This is a genomic window from Photobacterium kagoshimensis (assembly GCF_050337045.1).
Taxonomy (GTDB): Bacteria; Pseudomonadota; Gammaproteobacteria; order Enterobacterales; family Vibrionaceae; genus Photobacterium; species Photobacterium kagoshimensis.
This window is the reverse complement of the sequence record NZ_JAKJSO010000008.1, coordinates 124,556-140,422: the sequence shown is the minus strand read 5'-3', so window position 1 is coordinate 140,422 and position 15,867 is coordinate 124,556. Positions and strand designations below refer to the sequence as shown.

15 protein-coding genes are annotated in these 15,867 nt (G+C 41.7%); 6 read left to right on the top strand and 9 right to left on the bottom strand.

Annotated features, from left to right (window positions below; genetic code table 11):
- The 4 genes from ccoS (at position 1) to uspE (ending at position 2,855) form a co-directional block, all read left to right on the top strand.
- Positions 1-201, top strand: coding sequence for a cbb3-type cytochrome oxidase assembly protein CcoS (ccoS, locus tag L4C35_RS01155; RefSeq protein ID WP_428461155.1), 201 nt, complete (start codon positions 1-3; stop codon positions 199-201).
- A 3-nt stretch (positions 202-204) separates the two neighbouring features.
- On the top strand, positions 205-882 hold the full coding sequence (locus L4C35_RS01150) for a sulfite exporter TauE/SafE family protein (RefSeq protein ID WP_428461154.1): 678 nt from the start codon (positions 205-207) through the stop codon (positions 880-882).
- A 73-nt stretch (positions 883-955) separates the two neighbouring features.
- Positions 956-1,711, top strand: coding sequence for a fumarate/nitrate reduction transcriptional regulator Fnr (gene fnr, locus L4C35_RS01145; RefSeq protein ID WP_428461153.1), 756 nt, complete (start codon positions 956-958; stop codon positions 1,709-1,711).
- A gap of 202 nt (positions 1,712-1,913) precedes the next feature.
- A complete protein-coding gene (gene uspE, locus L4C35_RS01140; RefSeq protein ID WP_428461152.1) occupies positions 1,914-2,855 on the top strand; it encodes a universal stress protein UspE in 942 nt (313 codons plus the stop codon).
- An 85-nt stretch (positions 2,856-2,940) separates the two neighbouring features.
- On the opposite strand, the gene L4C35_RS01135 is transcribed toward uspE, so the two are convergent.
- The 3 genes from L4C35_RS01135 to L4C35_RS01125 form a co-directional block, all read right to left on the bottom strand.
- Entirely contained in the window at positions 2,941-3,312 is a 372-nt protein-coding gene (locus L4C35_RS01135; protein ID WP_428461151.1) for a hypothetical protein, read from the bottom strand.
- Between the two features lie 206 nt (positions 3,313-3,518).
- Entirely contained in the window at positions 3,519-4,412 is an 894-nt protein-coding gene (gene ttcA / locus L4C35_RS01130; RefSeq protein ID WP_428461150.1) for a tRNA 2-thiocytidine(32) synthetase TtcA, read from the bottom strand.
- A 158-nt stretch (positions 4,413-4,570) separates the two neighbouring features.
- Positions 4,571-5,761: a serine hydrolase gene (locus tag L4C35_RS01125; RefSeq protein ID WP_428461149.1), complete on the bottom strand. Its 1,191-nt coding sequence runs from the start codon at positions 5,759-5,761 to the stop codon at positions 4,571-4,573.
- A 371-nt stretch (positions 5,762-6,132) separates the two neighbouring features.
- Here L4C35_RS01125 and L4C35_RS01120 point away from each other — a divergent pair, with 371 nt between their 5' ends.
- A complete protein-coding gene (locus L4C35_RS01120) occupies positions 6,133-7,614 on the top strand; it encodes a carboxypeptidase M32 (protein ID WP_428461148.1) in 1,482 nt (493 codons plus the stop codon).
- A gap of 126 nt (positions 7,615-7,740) precedes the next feature.
- Here L4C35_RS01120 and L4C35_RS01115 read toward each other — a convergent pair whose 3' ends face one another.
- From L4C35_RS01115 to L4C35_RS01105, 3 genes are all read right to left on the bottom strand, one after another.
- On the bottom strand, positions 7,741-9,366 hold the full coding sequence (locus tag L4C35_RS01115; RefSeq protein WP_428461147.1) for an NAD(P)/FAD-dependent oxidoreductase: 1,626 nt from the start codon (positions 9,364-9,366) through the stop codon (positions 7,741-7,743).
- Between the two features lie 241 nt (positions 9,367-9,607).
- On the bottom strand, positions 9,608-10,708 hold the full coding sequence (locus L4C35_RS01110) for a Fic family protein (protein ID WP_428461146.1): 1,101 nt from the start codon (positions 10,706-10,708) through the stop codon (positions 9,608-9,610).
- Between the two features lie 208 nt (positions 10,709-10,916).
- Positions 10,917-11,690 (bottom strand): TerC family protein, encoded by a 774-nt coding sequence (locus L4C35_RS01105; RefSeq protein WP_428461145.1) that lies wholly within the window; start codon positions 11,688-11,690, stop codon positions 10,917-10,919.
- Positions 11,691-11,982: 292 nt separating this feature from the next.
- Here L4C35_RS01105 and L4C35_RS01100 point away from each other — a divergent pair, with 292 nt between their 5' ends.
- Positions 11,983-12,282, top strand: a complete 300-nt coding sequence (locus tag L4C35_RS01100) for a hypothetical protein (protein ID WP_428461545.1) — start codon at positions 11,983-11,985, stop codon at positions 12,280-12,282.
- A gap of 99 nt (positions 12,283-12,381) precedes the next feature.
- On the opposite strand, the gene pepT is transcribed toward L4C35_RS01100, so the two are convergent.
- The 3 genes from pepT to L4C35_RS01085 all read right to left on the bottom strand — a co-directional run bounded on the left by pepT (position 12,382) and on the right by L4C35_RS01085 (position 15,568).
- Entirely contained in the window at positions 12,382-13,614 is a 1,233-nt protein-coding gene (gene pepT / locus L4C35_RS01095; RefSeq protein WP_428461144.1) for a peptidase T, read from the bottom strand.
- Positions 13,615-13,908: 294 nt separating this feature from the next.
- Entirely contained in the window at positions 13,909-14,568 is a 660-nt protein-coding gene (locus L4C35_RS01090; RefSeq protein WP_428461143.1) for a DUF2987 domain-containing protein, read from the bottom strand.
- Positions 14,569-14,749: 181 nt separating this feature from the next.
- Positions 14,750-15,568, bottom strand: coding sequence for a hypothetical protein (locus L4C35_RS01085; RefSeq protein WP_428461142.1), 819 nt, complete (start codon positions 15,566-15,568; stop codon positions 14,750-14,752).
- Positions 15,569-15,867: the final 299 nt, after the last annotated feature.

Sequence of the window (15,867 nt, the reverse complement as noted above, 5' to 3'; positions counted from 1 at the left end):
ATGGCGAGTCTTTACATTTTGATCCCGATTGCCATCATCTTCGTTTGTATCGCTGTGGCTATCTTTCTGTGGGCGGTTAAGTCTGAACAGTTTGAAGATCTTGAACGGCAAGGCTTTGATATTTTATTTGATGAGAATGAAAAGCAAGCCAAATCGTCGCAAGAATCTGACCCAAAAGTTGAACACCAAAAGCCAGAGTAACCTATGAACATTGATTTCTATGCTGCCTTTGTTATTGGGCTTATGGGGGCTGGACACTGCTTAGGGATGTGTGGCGGTGTGGCGGCAGCATTAACCATGGGAATGCCAAGTCAGCAACAGCAGAACCGTTGGCATTATTTACTAATGTACAACACTGGGCGGCTGCTATCCTACATGGTTGCTGGTGCTGTTATTGGTGGTGCATTTGCTGGTGTGGCAACCCTTAGCAACTCATCTTACTCACTGATAATATTACGTTTATTTGCAGGCATCATGATGATTGTACTTGCGCTTTACTTAGGGCAATGGTGGCAAGGGTTAACACAAATAGAAAAATTTGGCCAAGTCATTTGGAAACGTATAGCCCCTAAAGCAAACCGCTTATTACCGTTGAAATCTCCCCTTGCTGCACTGCCCTTTGGTATGGTGTGGGGATGGTTACCATGTGGATTGGTATACTCAACATTAAGTTGGGCGGCAGTCTCTGGTAGCGTAATGAGTGGTAGTTTAGTCATGCTGGCTTTTGGCTTAGGGACGTTACCTGCCATGCTTGCTGTGGGCGGATTGGCCTCTCAACTCAAACAACTGCTTAGTAACCTGTATTTTAAACGTGCAAATGCCTTGTTGTTATTGGGTTATGGCATTCATACTGGTTATATAGCAATCAATCAAATAATGTAGGTTTTTAATACTCGTCATATTGCTTCATAATATGTTAAAATATTGACCTACATCAAATTGGTTAGACAGGCTTATGATTTCAGACAAACTTACAACCAAACGTATCCAGTCAGGCGGGTGTGCAATCCACTGTCAGGATTGTAGTATTAGTCAGTTGTGTATCCCATTCACTTTGAATGAGTCTGAATTAGATCAGCTCGATCAAATTATCGAGCGTAAAAAACCAATCCAGAAAGGCCAAGAGCTTTTCAAAGCAGGCGATGAACTAAAATCGCTTTATGCTATTCGCTCAGGCACGATTAAAAGCTACACCATCACCGAACAAGGTGATGAGCAAATTACAGCTTTCCATCTTGCGGGTGACTTGGTTGGTTTCGACGCGATCAATGAAATGCTACACCCGAGCTTTGCTCAATCACTCGAAACGTCAATGGTTTGTGAGATTCCGTTTGAAATCTTAGATGACCTTTCGGGTAAAATGCCAAAACTTCGTCAACAAATCATGCGCTTGATGAGTAACGAAATTAAAGGCGACCAAGAAATGATTCTACTGCTTTCTAAAAAGAATGCAGAAGAACGTTTAGCAGCATTCTTATATAACTTATCTCTACGTTTCTCGCAGCGTGGCTTCTCTCCTCGAGAGTTCCGTTTAACGATGACACGTGGTGATATTGGTAACTACCTAGGTCTAACGGTTGAAACTATCAGTCGTCTATTAGGTCGTTTCCAAAAGTCAGAGATGCTGAGTGTTAAAGGCAAATACATCACCATTCTAGACCATGAAGAACTAGCTCGATTAGCAGGTGTGAGCAAAAACAACAGCCTGTAAGATCCTATTCTTCAATGAAAACAAAAAGTGATACGTTTTTGATGCGTATCACTTTTTTTATATTTGTCATCTGTATTTATCCCCTTTTCTCCCCACTTGCGTTACAGTTAGTTATACCTGTTTAAGATCTATACTAGGTATTGCACGTTTATATTGCAGTTGCCAACACAGTCATGATGACAGTTTGTGTAAGGGGGCAGTTATGACACAGTACAAGAATATTTTGGTTGTTGCCGATCCGGCGCAAGACAATCAACCCGCGCTTTCGCGAGCCGCACACCTTGCTCAAGGTTCACCAGAAACTAAAATTACGCTATTTCTCGCGATCTACGATTTTTCTTATGAAATGACGTCTATGCTCTCGTCTGATGAGCGGCAAGCCATGCGCAAAGGTGTAGTTCAACAGCGTGAAGAGTGGCTAAAAGATATCATCCGCCCTTTCGTTGACGATGGATTAACCATTGAGCTATTAGTCGTTTGGCATAATCGTCCTTATGAAGCCGTGATAGCCGAAGTGTTTAGTAATCACCATGACATAGTGATCAAAGCAACGCATGAACACGATAAGCTCGGATCTGTGATTTTTACACCGACAGATTGGCACTTATTACGTAAATGTCCTTGCCCAGTATTAATGGTGAAAGAACACAAATGGCCGGATAAAGGTAAGATCATTGCGAGTGTTAACCTCGCAGCTGACAGTGAAACTCACGAAGCACTAAATGATTGCATTATTAACGAAGCTAAACGCTTTGCGGATACGTTGAATGCTGAAGTGAATATTGTTAATGCTTACCCATCTACACCGGTAAACATCACTATTGAGCTACCAGAATTCGATCCTGCATCATACACGGATGCGGTTCGAGGTCATCACCTCACATCAATGAAAGCCCTGCGCCAAAAGCATGGTATTCCTGAAGAACAAACCTGTGTCGTTGAAGGTTTACCAGAAGATGTTATTCCTCAAGTTGCAGAAGAACTCGATGCAGAAATGGTGATCCTTGGTACGACAGGACGCACAGGGTTATCTGCCATCTTTATTGGTAACACCGCAGAGCATACGATTGACAGTTTAAACTGTGATTTATTAGCGCTAAAACCAGAGGGCTATATCAGCCCGTTAGCACCTAATATTGATTAGCAGTAAGCTTGAAAGAGCATGTGAGCTTTAAATACAACAACGGAACCATGATAGGTTCCGTTTTCTTTTGGATCATTCTTTGTTTTTATTTAGCAACAGGCTGAACGGGTTGTACCTTGTTTGCATTCTCTTTCTTGGTTTTTGAGCTAATTCCAACCAACGCTTTAGCTGCCGTTGTAATAAAGAGCTCTTGATTTTTATCTTCGCAATATTTAATGCTTAAACCACGTCGGTTCCATTCGCTCGCAATCGCAAAGCGCGTGTGTACCGAGTCACGGCCATGAACATACACATCACAAATTTCTTGATTAGACATTTGCTGCGGCACTGAGTTAACGGTACTACTTCGTAATCCGAGTTGTTGCGTTTGCTTCGATGAGCAACCTGTAAGTGCGCCTGAAAAAAGAATACTGAGCAATGTTGCGGTAATGAACTGCGCTGGTTTAGTGATAGCCATAAATCCCTGCTTGCTAAACAATAATACTACCCTATTGAATTTACGACCATTCTACCTAAGTCTGCTGTGATTGCGAGTTAAGGTCTGTATGAATTTAGAGGTTAATCGAGCTTTCAATATTAACGCTTTGTCTTTAGGTCTTCTTGACAGAGAAAAGGCATAAAAAAGGCGACCATTTGGCCGCCTCTTGAAATCATGCTGTTTTGTTAAACGTTAGTCACGTCAATAAACATAGACTCATCAATGTTAGTTGATGATACTTCCGCTTCAGTGAAAGCATATTCTGCACGCTCACCTTCACGATCTAACGGTAAGTTTACAAAATCAAATAAATTCTTATCTGCTAACTGACTTGGGCTAATGTTCTGAATTGATTTAAAAATACTATCAACACGGCCAGGTGTTTTCTTATCCCAATCAATCAGCATCGCTTTAATACTTTGGCGCTGAAGGTTTTCTTGTGAACCACATAGGTTACAAGGAATGATCGGGAACGCTTTATGTTCAGCGTATTTGATCAAATCTTTCTCACGACAGTAAGTCAGTGGACGAATAACCACGTTACGGCCATCATCTGAGCGCAACTTAGGTGGCATCGCCTTTAAACGAGAACCGTGGAACATATTTAAGAACATAGTCTCTACGATATCGTCAAGGTGGTGGCCTAACGCAATTTTGGTTGCGCCAATTTTTTCAGCAAACGAGTAAAGTGTACCGCGACGTAAACGAGAACACAGGCCACATGTTGTCTTGCCTTCTTCAATTTTCTCTTTCACTACAGAGTAGGTATCTTTATCTACGATGTAGTAAGGGATGTCTAAGCTTTTGAAGTATTCAGGCAAAATATGATCAGGGAAACCCGGCTGCTTTTGATCCAGGTTAACCGCAACCACATCAAAATGAATAGGTGCTGCTTTTTTAAGGTTCAAAAGGATATCCAGCATCGCAAATGAATCTTTACCGCCACTGATACATGCCATCACAACATCGTTTTCTTCAATCATGTTGTAATCGATAATTGCATTCCCAACATTTCTCCTTAGACGTTTCTGGAGTTTGTTGAATTCAAGTGTCTCTTTTCTATTATCATTCTGATTCATTGCGACTTCTCACACTGTCGAAGATATCGACTGTAGATTTCCTAGATGGATGCTTTGTAGGGCGAGGATTATACGGATTTTTCTGCGATGTTGAAACATCTCTATGACTGGATCTAAAAAAGCTGCATTTAGCAGCTTTATTTAAGGGTAAGAAGTGCTTATTTGAACAGACTTAAGAAGAAACGTTTGATGTAATCAACGATCTGACTAAAGAGGCTCCCTTCTTCGACTGTTTCAAGTGCGACTAAAGGCGCTTCCCCAACATCATTTTCGTTCACTTGGTAAATCACTTTACCAACTACCGTTCCTTTACGAACGGGTGCAACAAGCTCGTCATCCAATTCAACATGTGCTTTAAGCCATTTCACTTCATTGCGTGACGCGGTAACAAAAGTGTCCTCGCCGACGCCGAGTTTTATCTCGTCTTTATCACCCATCCATATTTTTTCATTCAGAATAGACTCACCTTGCTTGTGTGGTGACACTGTATTAAAAAAGCGGAAGCCATAATTCAGCAGTTGCTTACTCTCTGCTTCACGGCTTTTAGTACTACTTGCCCCCATCACGACCGAAATTAGACGCATGTTATCTTGAGTCGCAGAGCTGGCTAAACTAAACCCAGCGCCGCTGGTGTAACCTGTTTTCATGCCATCTACATTCAAGCTTCTATCGCCAAGTAGACCGTTACGATTACGCTGTGTGATGTTGTTGTAATTAAAAGAGCGTTCGCTATAAATCGAATATATATTAGGTAAATCATGAATTAATGCTTTACCTAATAGCGCAATATCATAAGGCGTACTATAAAGGTTCTCGGAATCTAAACCGTGTGGGTTCGAAAATGAAGAGTTCGTCATCTCAAGCTTTTTAGCCCATGAATTCATCAGACTCACAAAGGCCCCTTCCGATCCTGCCACATGTTCCGCAATGGCCACGCTGGCATCGTTACCGGATTGAACAATCAGGCCACGGTATAAGTCCATCATATTCACTTCTGTTCCCACTTCTATGAACATTTTTGATGAATCGGGGAAATTACGGGCCCAAGCATTGCGGCTAATAACGACTAAATCATCAGCATTAATATTACCTTGCTGCATTTCTTTACCTGCTACAAAGCTGGTCATCAACTTCGTTAAGCTGGCTGGATTCAGTTTTTCGTGCGCATTTTTTTCTACCAGCACTTTTCCTGTGTGGTAATCAATAAGAACATACCCTTTTGAACCTAATACGGGTGCATCTGGAATCACTGTTGGTGCCGCTGTAGCGTTAAGAGAAAATGATAAAAGCATTGCAGCTGTCAGCGAACAAACAGGCAACGAGGATAAAACGCGTGGAATGGTACTCATTATGCAACATATTCCGTTTAACCAAAAGATACATCCAGTATATATAAGGTTTTTGCGAATACCTGTATCTCTCATCAACAATTACGATTGAGGTTAAATTCTGACAATTTTTCACGCCAGGTTACACTTTTAAACATGATCGCTCAGCCACTTTACTGCACTTATGGTGCTAATTCTTCTTGATAAAGCATGATGTTGCCATTAATTATAAACACGTTACTATGCTAAATAAGATTTTAATGTCATCACGTTAAACCAGTTCTTGAAATTTTAGGTAACAAGCATCCAAAAACAAATACAGAACACATTAGAACAAGTGGTCTTCCACATCAAAAATTGTCATTTAACAGGAATTATTACAGGGAAAGAAGATGTCTAACTATCAACAGCTTGAAAAACATTTTAAAAAACTTGCTCGCTTTAACCATTTGGGGGCAATTTGTGGTTGGGATCAGGCCTCAATGATGCCTGAAGGTGGTAATGAAGCACGCTCTGCAGCGATGGCAGAGTTAGCGGTTTATACCCATCAATTATTGACAGATCCAAAGCTAGAATTTTTATTTGCACAAGCTGAGTCTGAAAGTCTTTCTGCTGGCGAGCAAGCCAGCCTTCGTGAGATGAAAAATCATTGGCAGCAAGCTACCGTACTGCCAGAAGCATTAGTAGAAGCACAATCTAAAGCTGGCTCTGTATGTGAGCATGCATGGCGTGGTCAACGTAAAGGCAATAATTGGGCAGATTTCCAAGTTAACCTCGAGAAAGTGGTCACACTTTCCCGTCATGAAGCGCAGATCCGAGCTGAAGCTACCGGCCTTAGTCGTTATAACGCCTTGGTAGACTTATACGAACCTGGTATGACAACAGAGAAACTCGATGTTATTTTTTCTGATGTTAAATCTTGGCTGCCAGCACTTATTCAAAAAATTCAGCAAAAGCAAACTACCGATAAGGTGCTAACACCACAAGGCCCTTTCGCAATTGAACAGCAGAAAGCGCTAAGCGTTGAAATGATGAAGTTATTAGGCTTCGATTTTAACCATGGTCGTATTGATGTCAGTGTTCATCCTTTCTGTGGTGGCGTGCCAACCGACGTTCGTATGACAACCCGCTACGATGAAGCTGATTTTACGTCGGCATTAATGGGGGTTATCCACGAAACGGGCCACGCACGTTACGAGCAAGGTTTACCAAAAGAATGGGCAGAACTTCCTGCAGGTGAAGCACGTTCGATGGGGATTCACGAATCACAAAGTTTGTTATTTGAAATGCAGCTTTCGCGCAGCCCTGAATTTATTAATCTGTTAACCCCGATTGCACAAAATCTATTCGGTCGCGAAGACGACCCTGCATTTACGGCAGAAAATATCACTTTGTTTAATACGCGAGTAAAACCTGCTTTTATCCGTGTCGACGCCGATGAAGTCACCTATCCTGCCCACATTATTCTGCGCTATGAAATCGAGCGAGATTTGATTGAAGGCAAAATTGAGGTGGCCGATATTCCGTCACTGTGGAATCAAAAAATGACAGAGTACTTAGGTGTGAATACGGAAGGTAATTACACCGATGGCTGCATGCAAGACATTCACTGGACCGACGGCAGTTTTGGCTACTTTCCATCTTACACATTAGGCGCGATGTACGCGGCACAATTCATGGCAACTATTCGTAAAGAGATGGATGTAGAGCAGCTCATTAGCGACAACAACCTCACCCCTATCTTTACTTGGCTTGAAGCAAACATCTGGTCAAAGGCATCCACACTCGCAACCGATGAACTTGTGATTCAAGCAACGGGTGAATCGTTGAATCCTCGTTACTTTAAAGAGCATTTAGAGGCGCGTTATTTGTGATTAGAGATAAACGACAACTCAAGTAACGTATACCTCTTCGAGTAACTTAAACACAAAAAAGCCGCTAAAATTAGCGGCTCTTTTGATATTACAGCGATGCACGTCTAGCGTGATCAATCGTAAACGTTAGCTGTGTTTTTTCAGTATATCAAGCGCAACCGCTTCAGCGATTTTGATGCCATCGATACCAGCAGACAAAATACCGCCCGCATAACCTGCGCCTTCACCACCAGGGTATAAACCTTGTGTGTTAATACTTTGGAAATCAGCGCCACGTTTAATTTGGACCGGTGATGATGTACGCGTTTCAACACCCGTTAGCATTGCATCTTTACTATCAAAACCGCGGATCTTCTTAGCAAATGCAGGCAGTGCTTCACGAATCGCTTCGATAGCAAAATCAGGTAATGCATCACTTAGGTCTGTCATTTTAACATTCGGTTTGTAAGATGGCTCAACCGCTTCAAAAGGCTTACCTTTACCAGCCGCTAAGAAATCACCAACCATTTGTGCAGGTGCATCGTAGTTACTTCCACCCATGACATAAGCATTGCGCTCTAGCTTACGCTGAAGTTCAACACCTTGTAGCGGATCGTTATTGAAATCTTCAGGAGAAATACCAACCACAATCGCACTATTTGCATTACGTTCGCTACGAGAGTATTGGCTCATACCATTGGTGACAACCGCATGCTCTTCCGATGTTGCAGCAACCACAACCCCACCTGGACACATACAGAAGCTATATACAGAGCGACCGTTTTTGCAGTGATGCACAAGTTTGTAATCCGCTGCACCCAAAATTGGGTGACCCGCATTTTTACCAAAACGTGCTTGGTCAATCATTTCTTGTTTATGTTCAACTCGGAAGCCAATAGAGAAAGACTGTGCTTCCAGATGTACACCTTTATCATGCAGCATTTGGAAAGTATCACGCGCACTATGGCCGATTGCAGCAACAACATGTTTACTGTTGATCACTTCGCCACCGTTCAGCGTTACACCGACAACTTGACGTTCGCCATCTACTTCTTCGATATTAATTTCTTCAACACGCGTTTCGAAACGAATCTCGCCGCCAAGTTCAATGATCTTAGAGCGAATTTTCTCAACCATGGTTACTAACTTGTAAGTACCAATGTGCGGTTTGCTAACGTAAATGATTTCAGAAGGCGCACCCGCAAGAACAAACTCTTGTTTAACTTTAAGACCAAGGAAGCCAGGATCTTTTACTTGGCTATAAAGTTTACCGTCAGAAAACGTACCCGCACCACCTTCACCAAATTGAACATTCGATTCCGTATTTAATTTACTGGTACGCCAAAAACGAAATGTGTCTTTAGCGCGTTCATGTACTGATTTACCGCGCTCTAACAGAATGGGTTTAAAACCCATTTGAGCGAGAATTAGCGCGACAAATATGCCACAAGGACCCATGCCGATCACGACAGGACGCTCTGTTAAATCACTCGGTGCACTAGCAACATATTTATATTCAGTGTCTGGTGATTGGCGCACGTTTGGATCGTTGTCAAAGTTTGCTAGCAGTAACTCTTCATCAACATTTTTTAGCGTAATATCTAAAGTGTAAATTAAGAATATTTGGTTTTTCTTGCGTGCGTCATAACCACGTTTAAATACATGGATATCAACCAGTTGCTGTTCAGATATTGACAGTGCTTTTAAAACATAATCTTGTAATGCGTTTTCACCGTGATCCAGCGGTAATTTCACTTGGTTGAGACGTATCATAATTTACCTGATATATGGACGAAAAAAATGAGCGCGTAGTTTACGTGATCTATCTAAAAAATGTAATAAACATTATTTGACGAATTAATCACATAGTGTTGTTTCAGCTCTGCATGATACTGGCGATTAGCCCTATCCGGCCTATAAAGTAGCGCACACCAGATGTTTAGGTTATTTATTGAGCGCTAAGACCTCTCGCAAGCAACCAAACGACATTTGTGATGACGTTATCTGATATCGCTTAAAAGTTGACAATATACCGTGTACTTCGTCCACCTGCGCCTGTTTTCTGTAAACAACCCAGTTTAACTAACGCCGAAAGGTGACGAGTTGCAGTCGGACGGCTCACTTTGGCGACTTTGGCATATTGACTGGCATTGATGCCAATATCAAAATCGCCATCTAGCATTCGGTTCATTACCTTCATCTGCTCAGCTGTTAATTGGGTTTGATCGATACGTCGCCAAAAGTTTGTTTTAGCAACTGTTTGCTCTATCTCAGCCAGTACATCACAAAAAGTTTGATTTAAGGTTTCTAAGAACCATGTTAACCAAGCTGTGATATCTAAATCACCTTTCTGGCTTTGCTCTAAGATCTCGTAATACGATTTACGCCTCGCCAAGATACTCACCGACATAGCGTAAAAACGTACTGACTGTTGTTCTGCTTGTGCCAGTGCAAGGTCAGTTAACAATCGCGTGATACGGCCGTTACCATCATCCATAGGGTGAATAGTAACAAACCAAAGGTGCGTGATTGCCGCTCTGATCAAAGGGTCTAAAGTGACATTGTCACGTGATTGATTAAACCAAGTGATGAATTGTTCAAGCTCTTGTTCTAACTGATGCCGCTCTGGGGCTTCAAAATGAATAACGGGCCTGTCTATACGACCAGAAACAACCTGCATAGGCGCATCACCGCGTAGCTTGCCCCCTTCGACTGGGTTAAACATGGTATAGCCTTCAGGAAACAATAAACGATGCCAATCTAAGATCCGATCTACAGTTAATGCGGAGTCTAGATTATTGACGGCATCTAGCATGATCTCAGCAAGACCATCACTTTGATCTGAGGTTGGGTACGGTTTATCTTCAGTGACACCGAGCTTATTCGCCAGTGATGAACGAACAGAAAATGCGTTCAGCTTCTCACCTTCAATCGCGCTCGAGTGGATGATATTTGCCAGTAGCGTATCAAGCATGGCTTGTTGTTCATCTTCGCCTTTAGCAGATACCTTCCCCAGCAAAACACCTTGGTTGAATCGAACATCGCGTAACAATAAGGCTAACTCTGAGTCTCTCCACGTAAAGTTTGGCCATTGTTCTTGCTGCCATATCCACATACTTCTACCTCAATGATTCAAATAAACCGAACATTCAAATCATATTATGATGCAAATAATACCAGTATTCAAATCATATTATGATGCAAATAATACCAGTATTCAAATCAAGTAATGATTCGAATAATAAGTGTATTTGAATCATTACCTGTAAATACAGAAAAGGCAGAACATAAGTTCTGCCTTTCGGTAACAAACGGACTGATTATTAACGCACAGCGTGAGTCTTAATAGCCCAACCCGCTTGCTGTGGATACAAACGGTTAATAATCGTTTTGCGCTTTCTTTTCAGCAAGATATGGCAACCTTCCATAATCAAACCAAACGCCATCGCGAAATACACATATCCCTTATTCACATGAATCGCAAAACCTTCGGCCATTAGCAAACCACCTAACAGTACCAAGAATAATAGCGCCAATGTTTTAAACCCAGGGTAACGGGTAACACAGTCATTAATTTTCTCAGCACACAGTACCATGACAACAGCAGAAGCTAATATCGCAGCGATCATCAAAGGCACTTCATCTGTCATACCTACTGCCGTGATCACTGAGTCCATCGAGAACACTGCATCTACTGCGACAATCTGTAATAAGACTAAGGCAATACCCGCACGAACTGTGCTCGCTGTATGGCTCTCATCTTGAGTCAACCACATCCATAACTCTTTTAGGCTCTTCGCTAATAAGAAAGCACCACCAAGAATCATGATTAAATCACGCCCTGTAAAAGCACTGCCCATCAAGGTAAACAAGGGGGCCGTTAGGGACATAACCCAGCTGATTGAGAAAACTAAACCAATACGTGCGACTACGGCTAACGCAATACCTAGATTTCGCGCCAATTTACGTTGATGCGCAGGCAAACGTTCACATAACACAGAAATAAACACCACGTTATCCACGCCCAAGACTACCTCTAAGGCAAACAAGGTCGCTAATATGATCAGTGATTCAGGTTGAAGGAAAAGTTCTAGCATGTTGAATACTCCAAGAAGGTGGAGTAAGTCAGGGGTGAGCGACTCGAGGGGTCGTCCATATATGTATTTAACCTTTTGTTAGAATGAGGCTGTATTTATCCACTTACTGATAAATTCAGCAATCTGATAAGTGTAACAATTTGTAACCCCACCAAGAAACTGAACTAAACGCTGTTAGCTGCAATTTGCTTTCACTGAGTTCAAATTTATTTGTAATCTGTTAAGTACGTTTCATATTACAATGAGAAACTTATCTATAATCATAAGGTAATATGCATTCTTTCAAGGGATTATCATGACATATAAAGCACACGATTTAGATTACAAGGGCGAAAGCAGCGGCGTTCATAACTGGATGACTCAAGATGGCCATAGTTACTATTGGCACCCTGAATGGCTGCACATTGCAGAAGACCAAACGGGTTTACACGCTAAAGAGCAGCTAGATATTGATGCGGGTGAACATGGCACGAAAAAACAGGCTGTCACCGCAATTTTGAAGCACTTAAACGACTGGGTTGTCGATAGCTTGGGTAAACACCAAGAGATTGAAGATTTCGCTAAGATTTCAGAAAACGAACTGAAAAAATAATAAAAAAGAGAGCTCATAAAGCTCTCTTTTTCTATCTATGTCCCTCGGTTTGGGCACATATTACTTGCTGTATTTACTTGCTGTATTTACTTGCTGTATTTACTTGCTGTATTTACTTGCTGTATTTTCAGCTAGCTTAACAATCACTTTAACGGCTAATTCCATACCTTCAATCGTAATGAACTCATGAATACCGTGGAAGTTATAACCACCAGTAAAGATATTCGGGCAAGGTAGGCCTTTAAATGACAAACGCGCACCATCTGTACCGCCACGAATAGGTTTAATATTAGGCTTCACATCACACGCAATCATGGCTTCTTTAGCGTATTCAATGATGTGGGGATGCGGCTCTACCATCTCACGCATATTGTAGTAGCTATCTGTTAATTGCAGCTCTACACGGCCTTTTGTTAAACGGCTGTTTAACTCATCCACTTTTTGCTGCATGAAAGCTTTACGTTGCTCTAAACCTTCGCGGTCAAAATCACGAATAATGTAGCCTAGTTCAGTTTTCGCAACAGCAGGCTCCATTGATTTTAAGTGATAGAAACCTTCGTAACCTTCTGTACACTCCGGTGTTTCATCTGCAGGCATCATCAGTTGGAATTGTGCTGCGATATTCATCGCATTAACCATTTTGTTTTTTGCCGTACCCGGGTGAACGTTAACGCCGTGACAGATTACATCTGCAGACGTTGCGTTAAAGTTTTCATACTCAAGCTCACCCACTGGGCCGCCATCAATCGTGTATGCCCATTCGGCATTGAATTTTTCAACATCAAACAGGTTTGCACCACGGCCAATTTCTTCATCTGGCGTAAAGCCAATACAGATATCACCGTGTTTAATTTCTGGGTTTGCTTTTAAGTGTGCAATGGCAGTAATGATCTCAGCTACGCCCGCTTTGTTATCAGCGCCAAGCAAAGTTGTACCATCAGTCGTGATAATATTGTGACCGTGTAACTTGTTTAGCTCTGGGTATTGAATTGGTGATAAAATCTCATCCCCAATACCTAGCGCAATATCCCCACCCTTGTAGTCTTCGATAATCTGCGGTTTTACATCTTTGCCAGATGCATCAGGTGCTGTATCCATGTGAGCAATAAAGCCAATTGCTGGCACTGGGAAGTCAACATTTGATGGTAAGCGCGCCATTAAGTAACCGTGTTCGTCTAAGGTGACATCGCACAACTCTAGTTCTTCTAGTTCACGCTTTAATTGCTCAGCAAGCACTAGTTGGCAAGCCGTACTTGGGCAGTGCGCAACTGAAGGGTTAGATTGAGTTTCAAAGCTAACGTATCGTAAAAAACGCTCAATTAATTTATCCATGTCCCGCTCTTATTGTTTCAATATGTATCTGAATTCGAAGTGACCATACTAAAACTTAAGCAAATATGAACATTGAGATGTGTCAGTTTTATATAAAAAAAAGCTGCAAAAGTTAAACACAGAGCACACTTTAAATAAAAAGTTCTTATTCATTAATGTGTTACAAGAGCCTACCTGCATGATAATTACATAAAAATGCACGCTTCCTCTACGATCTCGTCGCACAAAGTGAAGATTAAGACGCTAAAAACTAAAAAGGGCCTTCAATGAGAGCCCTTCCTTATTACTTGTGTATTACTTCGCTGGGAGCCAGGGTGTGATTTTGATCGGTTTCGAAGGGAATGTGACTTTTTCGCCCGCTTGTAGCTGACTGAGCTGAAGGACCAATTTGTTATCTTTGATGGTATACGCATTGTTTTTATTCGTAACAATACGATCGCCGCCCACATCAGAAAAATGCACAACCACCCCTTCCACACTTGGCATAAACCACGATGAGAACATACCGCCAAGATCCGACATCATGTTATTCATTTGTGGTACGAGTTTTTCGATATCACTCTTGCTGATTGTGTCAACAAATTGTGTATTCGCAATCACTTGCATCGACATATCGCATGTAATGCCATCATCAATCACAAAGGTAACGTCAGGGTTTGCCTGGCGAAGATTTTTATCGACAGGAACAACAAGTTCATTACTGTCGGGGATCACTAACTCTTCGTAGTGTTCTTCTTTTTGCATCCAGCCTTTTTTGACGTCACACACCTTGCCTGTGGCCTGGTTGATCAAGTACAGCGCAATACGAACATCATCATGACCTTCTTTAATATTTTGTTTGAGCTTGCCGTGTAATGCACTGTAGCGTAATTCAATATTCTGCGCGGTTGCGGTTTGAGAAATGAATAGCGTTGATGCGCACATACCCGCTAATAGCCAATGACTTACCTTCATCCTTTAACTTGGCTCCATAATCTAATTCAGCCCACACAATACCATTCTTGTAAGGGCTAACAGTGACTTAGCTATAAAAGCGTGATTAAAGCCCTGTAATCCAAACAACAAGCTTATTGCGGGTAGAAAAAAACCTCATGTGTTATGAGGCTTTAATGAGTTGGTATTATTCTTGTGTCGCTTACGCGTTAAACACATCACCTTTAACACTCGGCGGTGTTTGATCATCATCGTTCGTCTTATCTTTCTTCGCGACAGATGTTACTTGCAGCGTTATGCCAAACAAGTTGCGATAGATAATCCCCTTCACATTAAAGAAGAATGGAATTGTCCATAGCAGCCCAAGCCCTGCGGTAGCAAACGAGATCATGAACATAATCATAACTACAAGGTAAATAGCCGTGATTGGCATTAATTTACGCACTGTCGCCATTAATGAATATTGAATCGCTTTAAGTGGTGGCGTACGTTTTTCACATACCAATATTATCGCCATCCCAAATGCCATCGACATGAATAAGCCAATTAATGGGAAAAGCGTGTTGCCTATGCCTTGAATCGACGATGTCAGTAGCATGGTAATGATAGATACAATGGCAAAAGGGAACCCCTTCACTAAATGGCTTGGTTTTGATGGTAAGCCAACCGCATGGTTTAACGCCATCAAGCTCACACCAACATACAAAGGTGCACTTAAAACATCAGACCAAAAATTAGAAATGTAGCCAGCTTGAATTATTTCTGCCGTCATTTCCTGACCATTGGTAAATGTATCAAAGAAAACGGCTGGGCTACCCAGTTGGATTTGAAGGCCAAGCATCAGCAATGCCACTTGCGCTAAAAACAGCCCAATAATAGCAGGCAGAAAAGTAAGAAAATGGCGGGCGGTGATTTTCCATGCTTCTTGGAGCACGCTCACTGCTTGTAAATCAGCCTCCCCTTTTAAGGCTTTCTCTATTGAGCCACCGAGGTGGAAGTTTTTCTTTAATTTATCACTCATAACCGATCACATCTTTCATCAGGGAGCATTATTGTACGCACCCTAAGCGCCTAAAGCACCCAAAGCCCATAAAAAGTTAGTTAACTTCGTTTGTATTGTTCAATTATTCGTCGATAATAACAAGGTTGACAGTTTATGTAACCTGTATTCATTTATTGTACAAAATGGGGGATAAATAGTGATAATTCTCCATCTGGATGGTGTAAATAACTTTTGTTAATCAGACACTTTTAAATGGAAACATTTTTCTCATAAATTTACGCAAAAAACGCTTTAAATTGCTGGGCTGGGGGTCTATT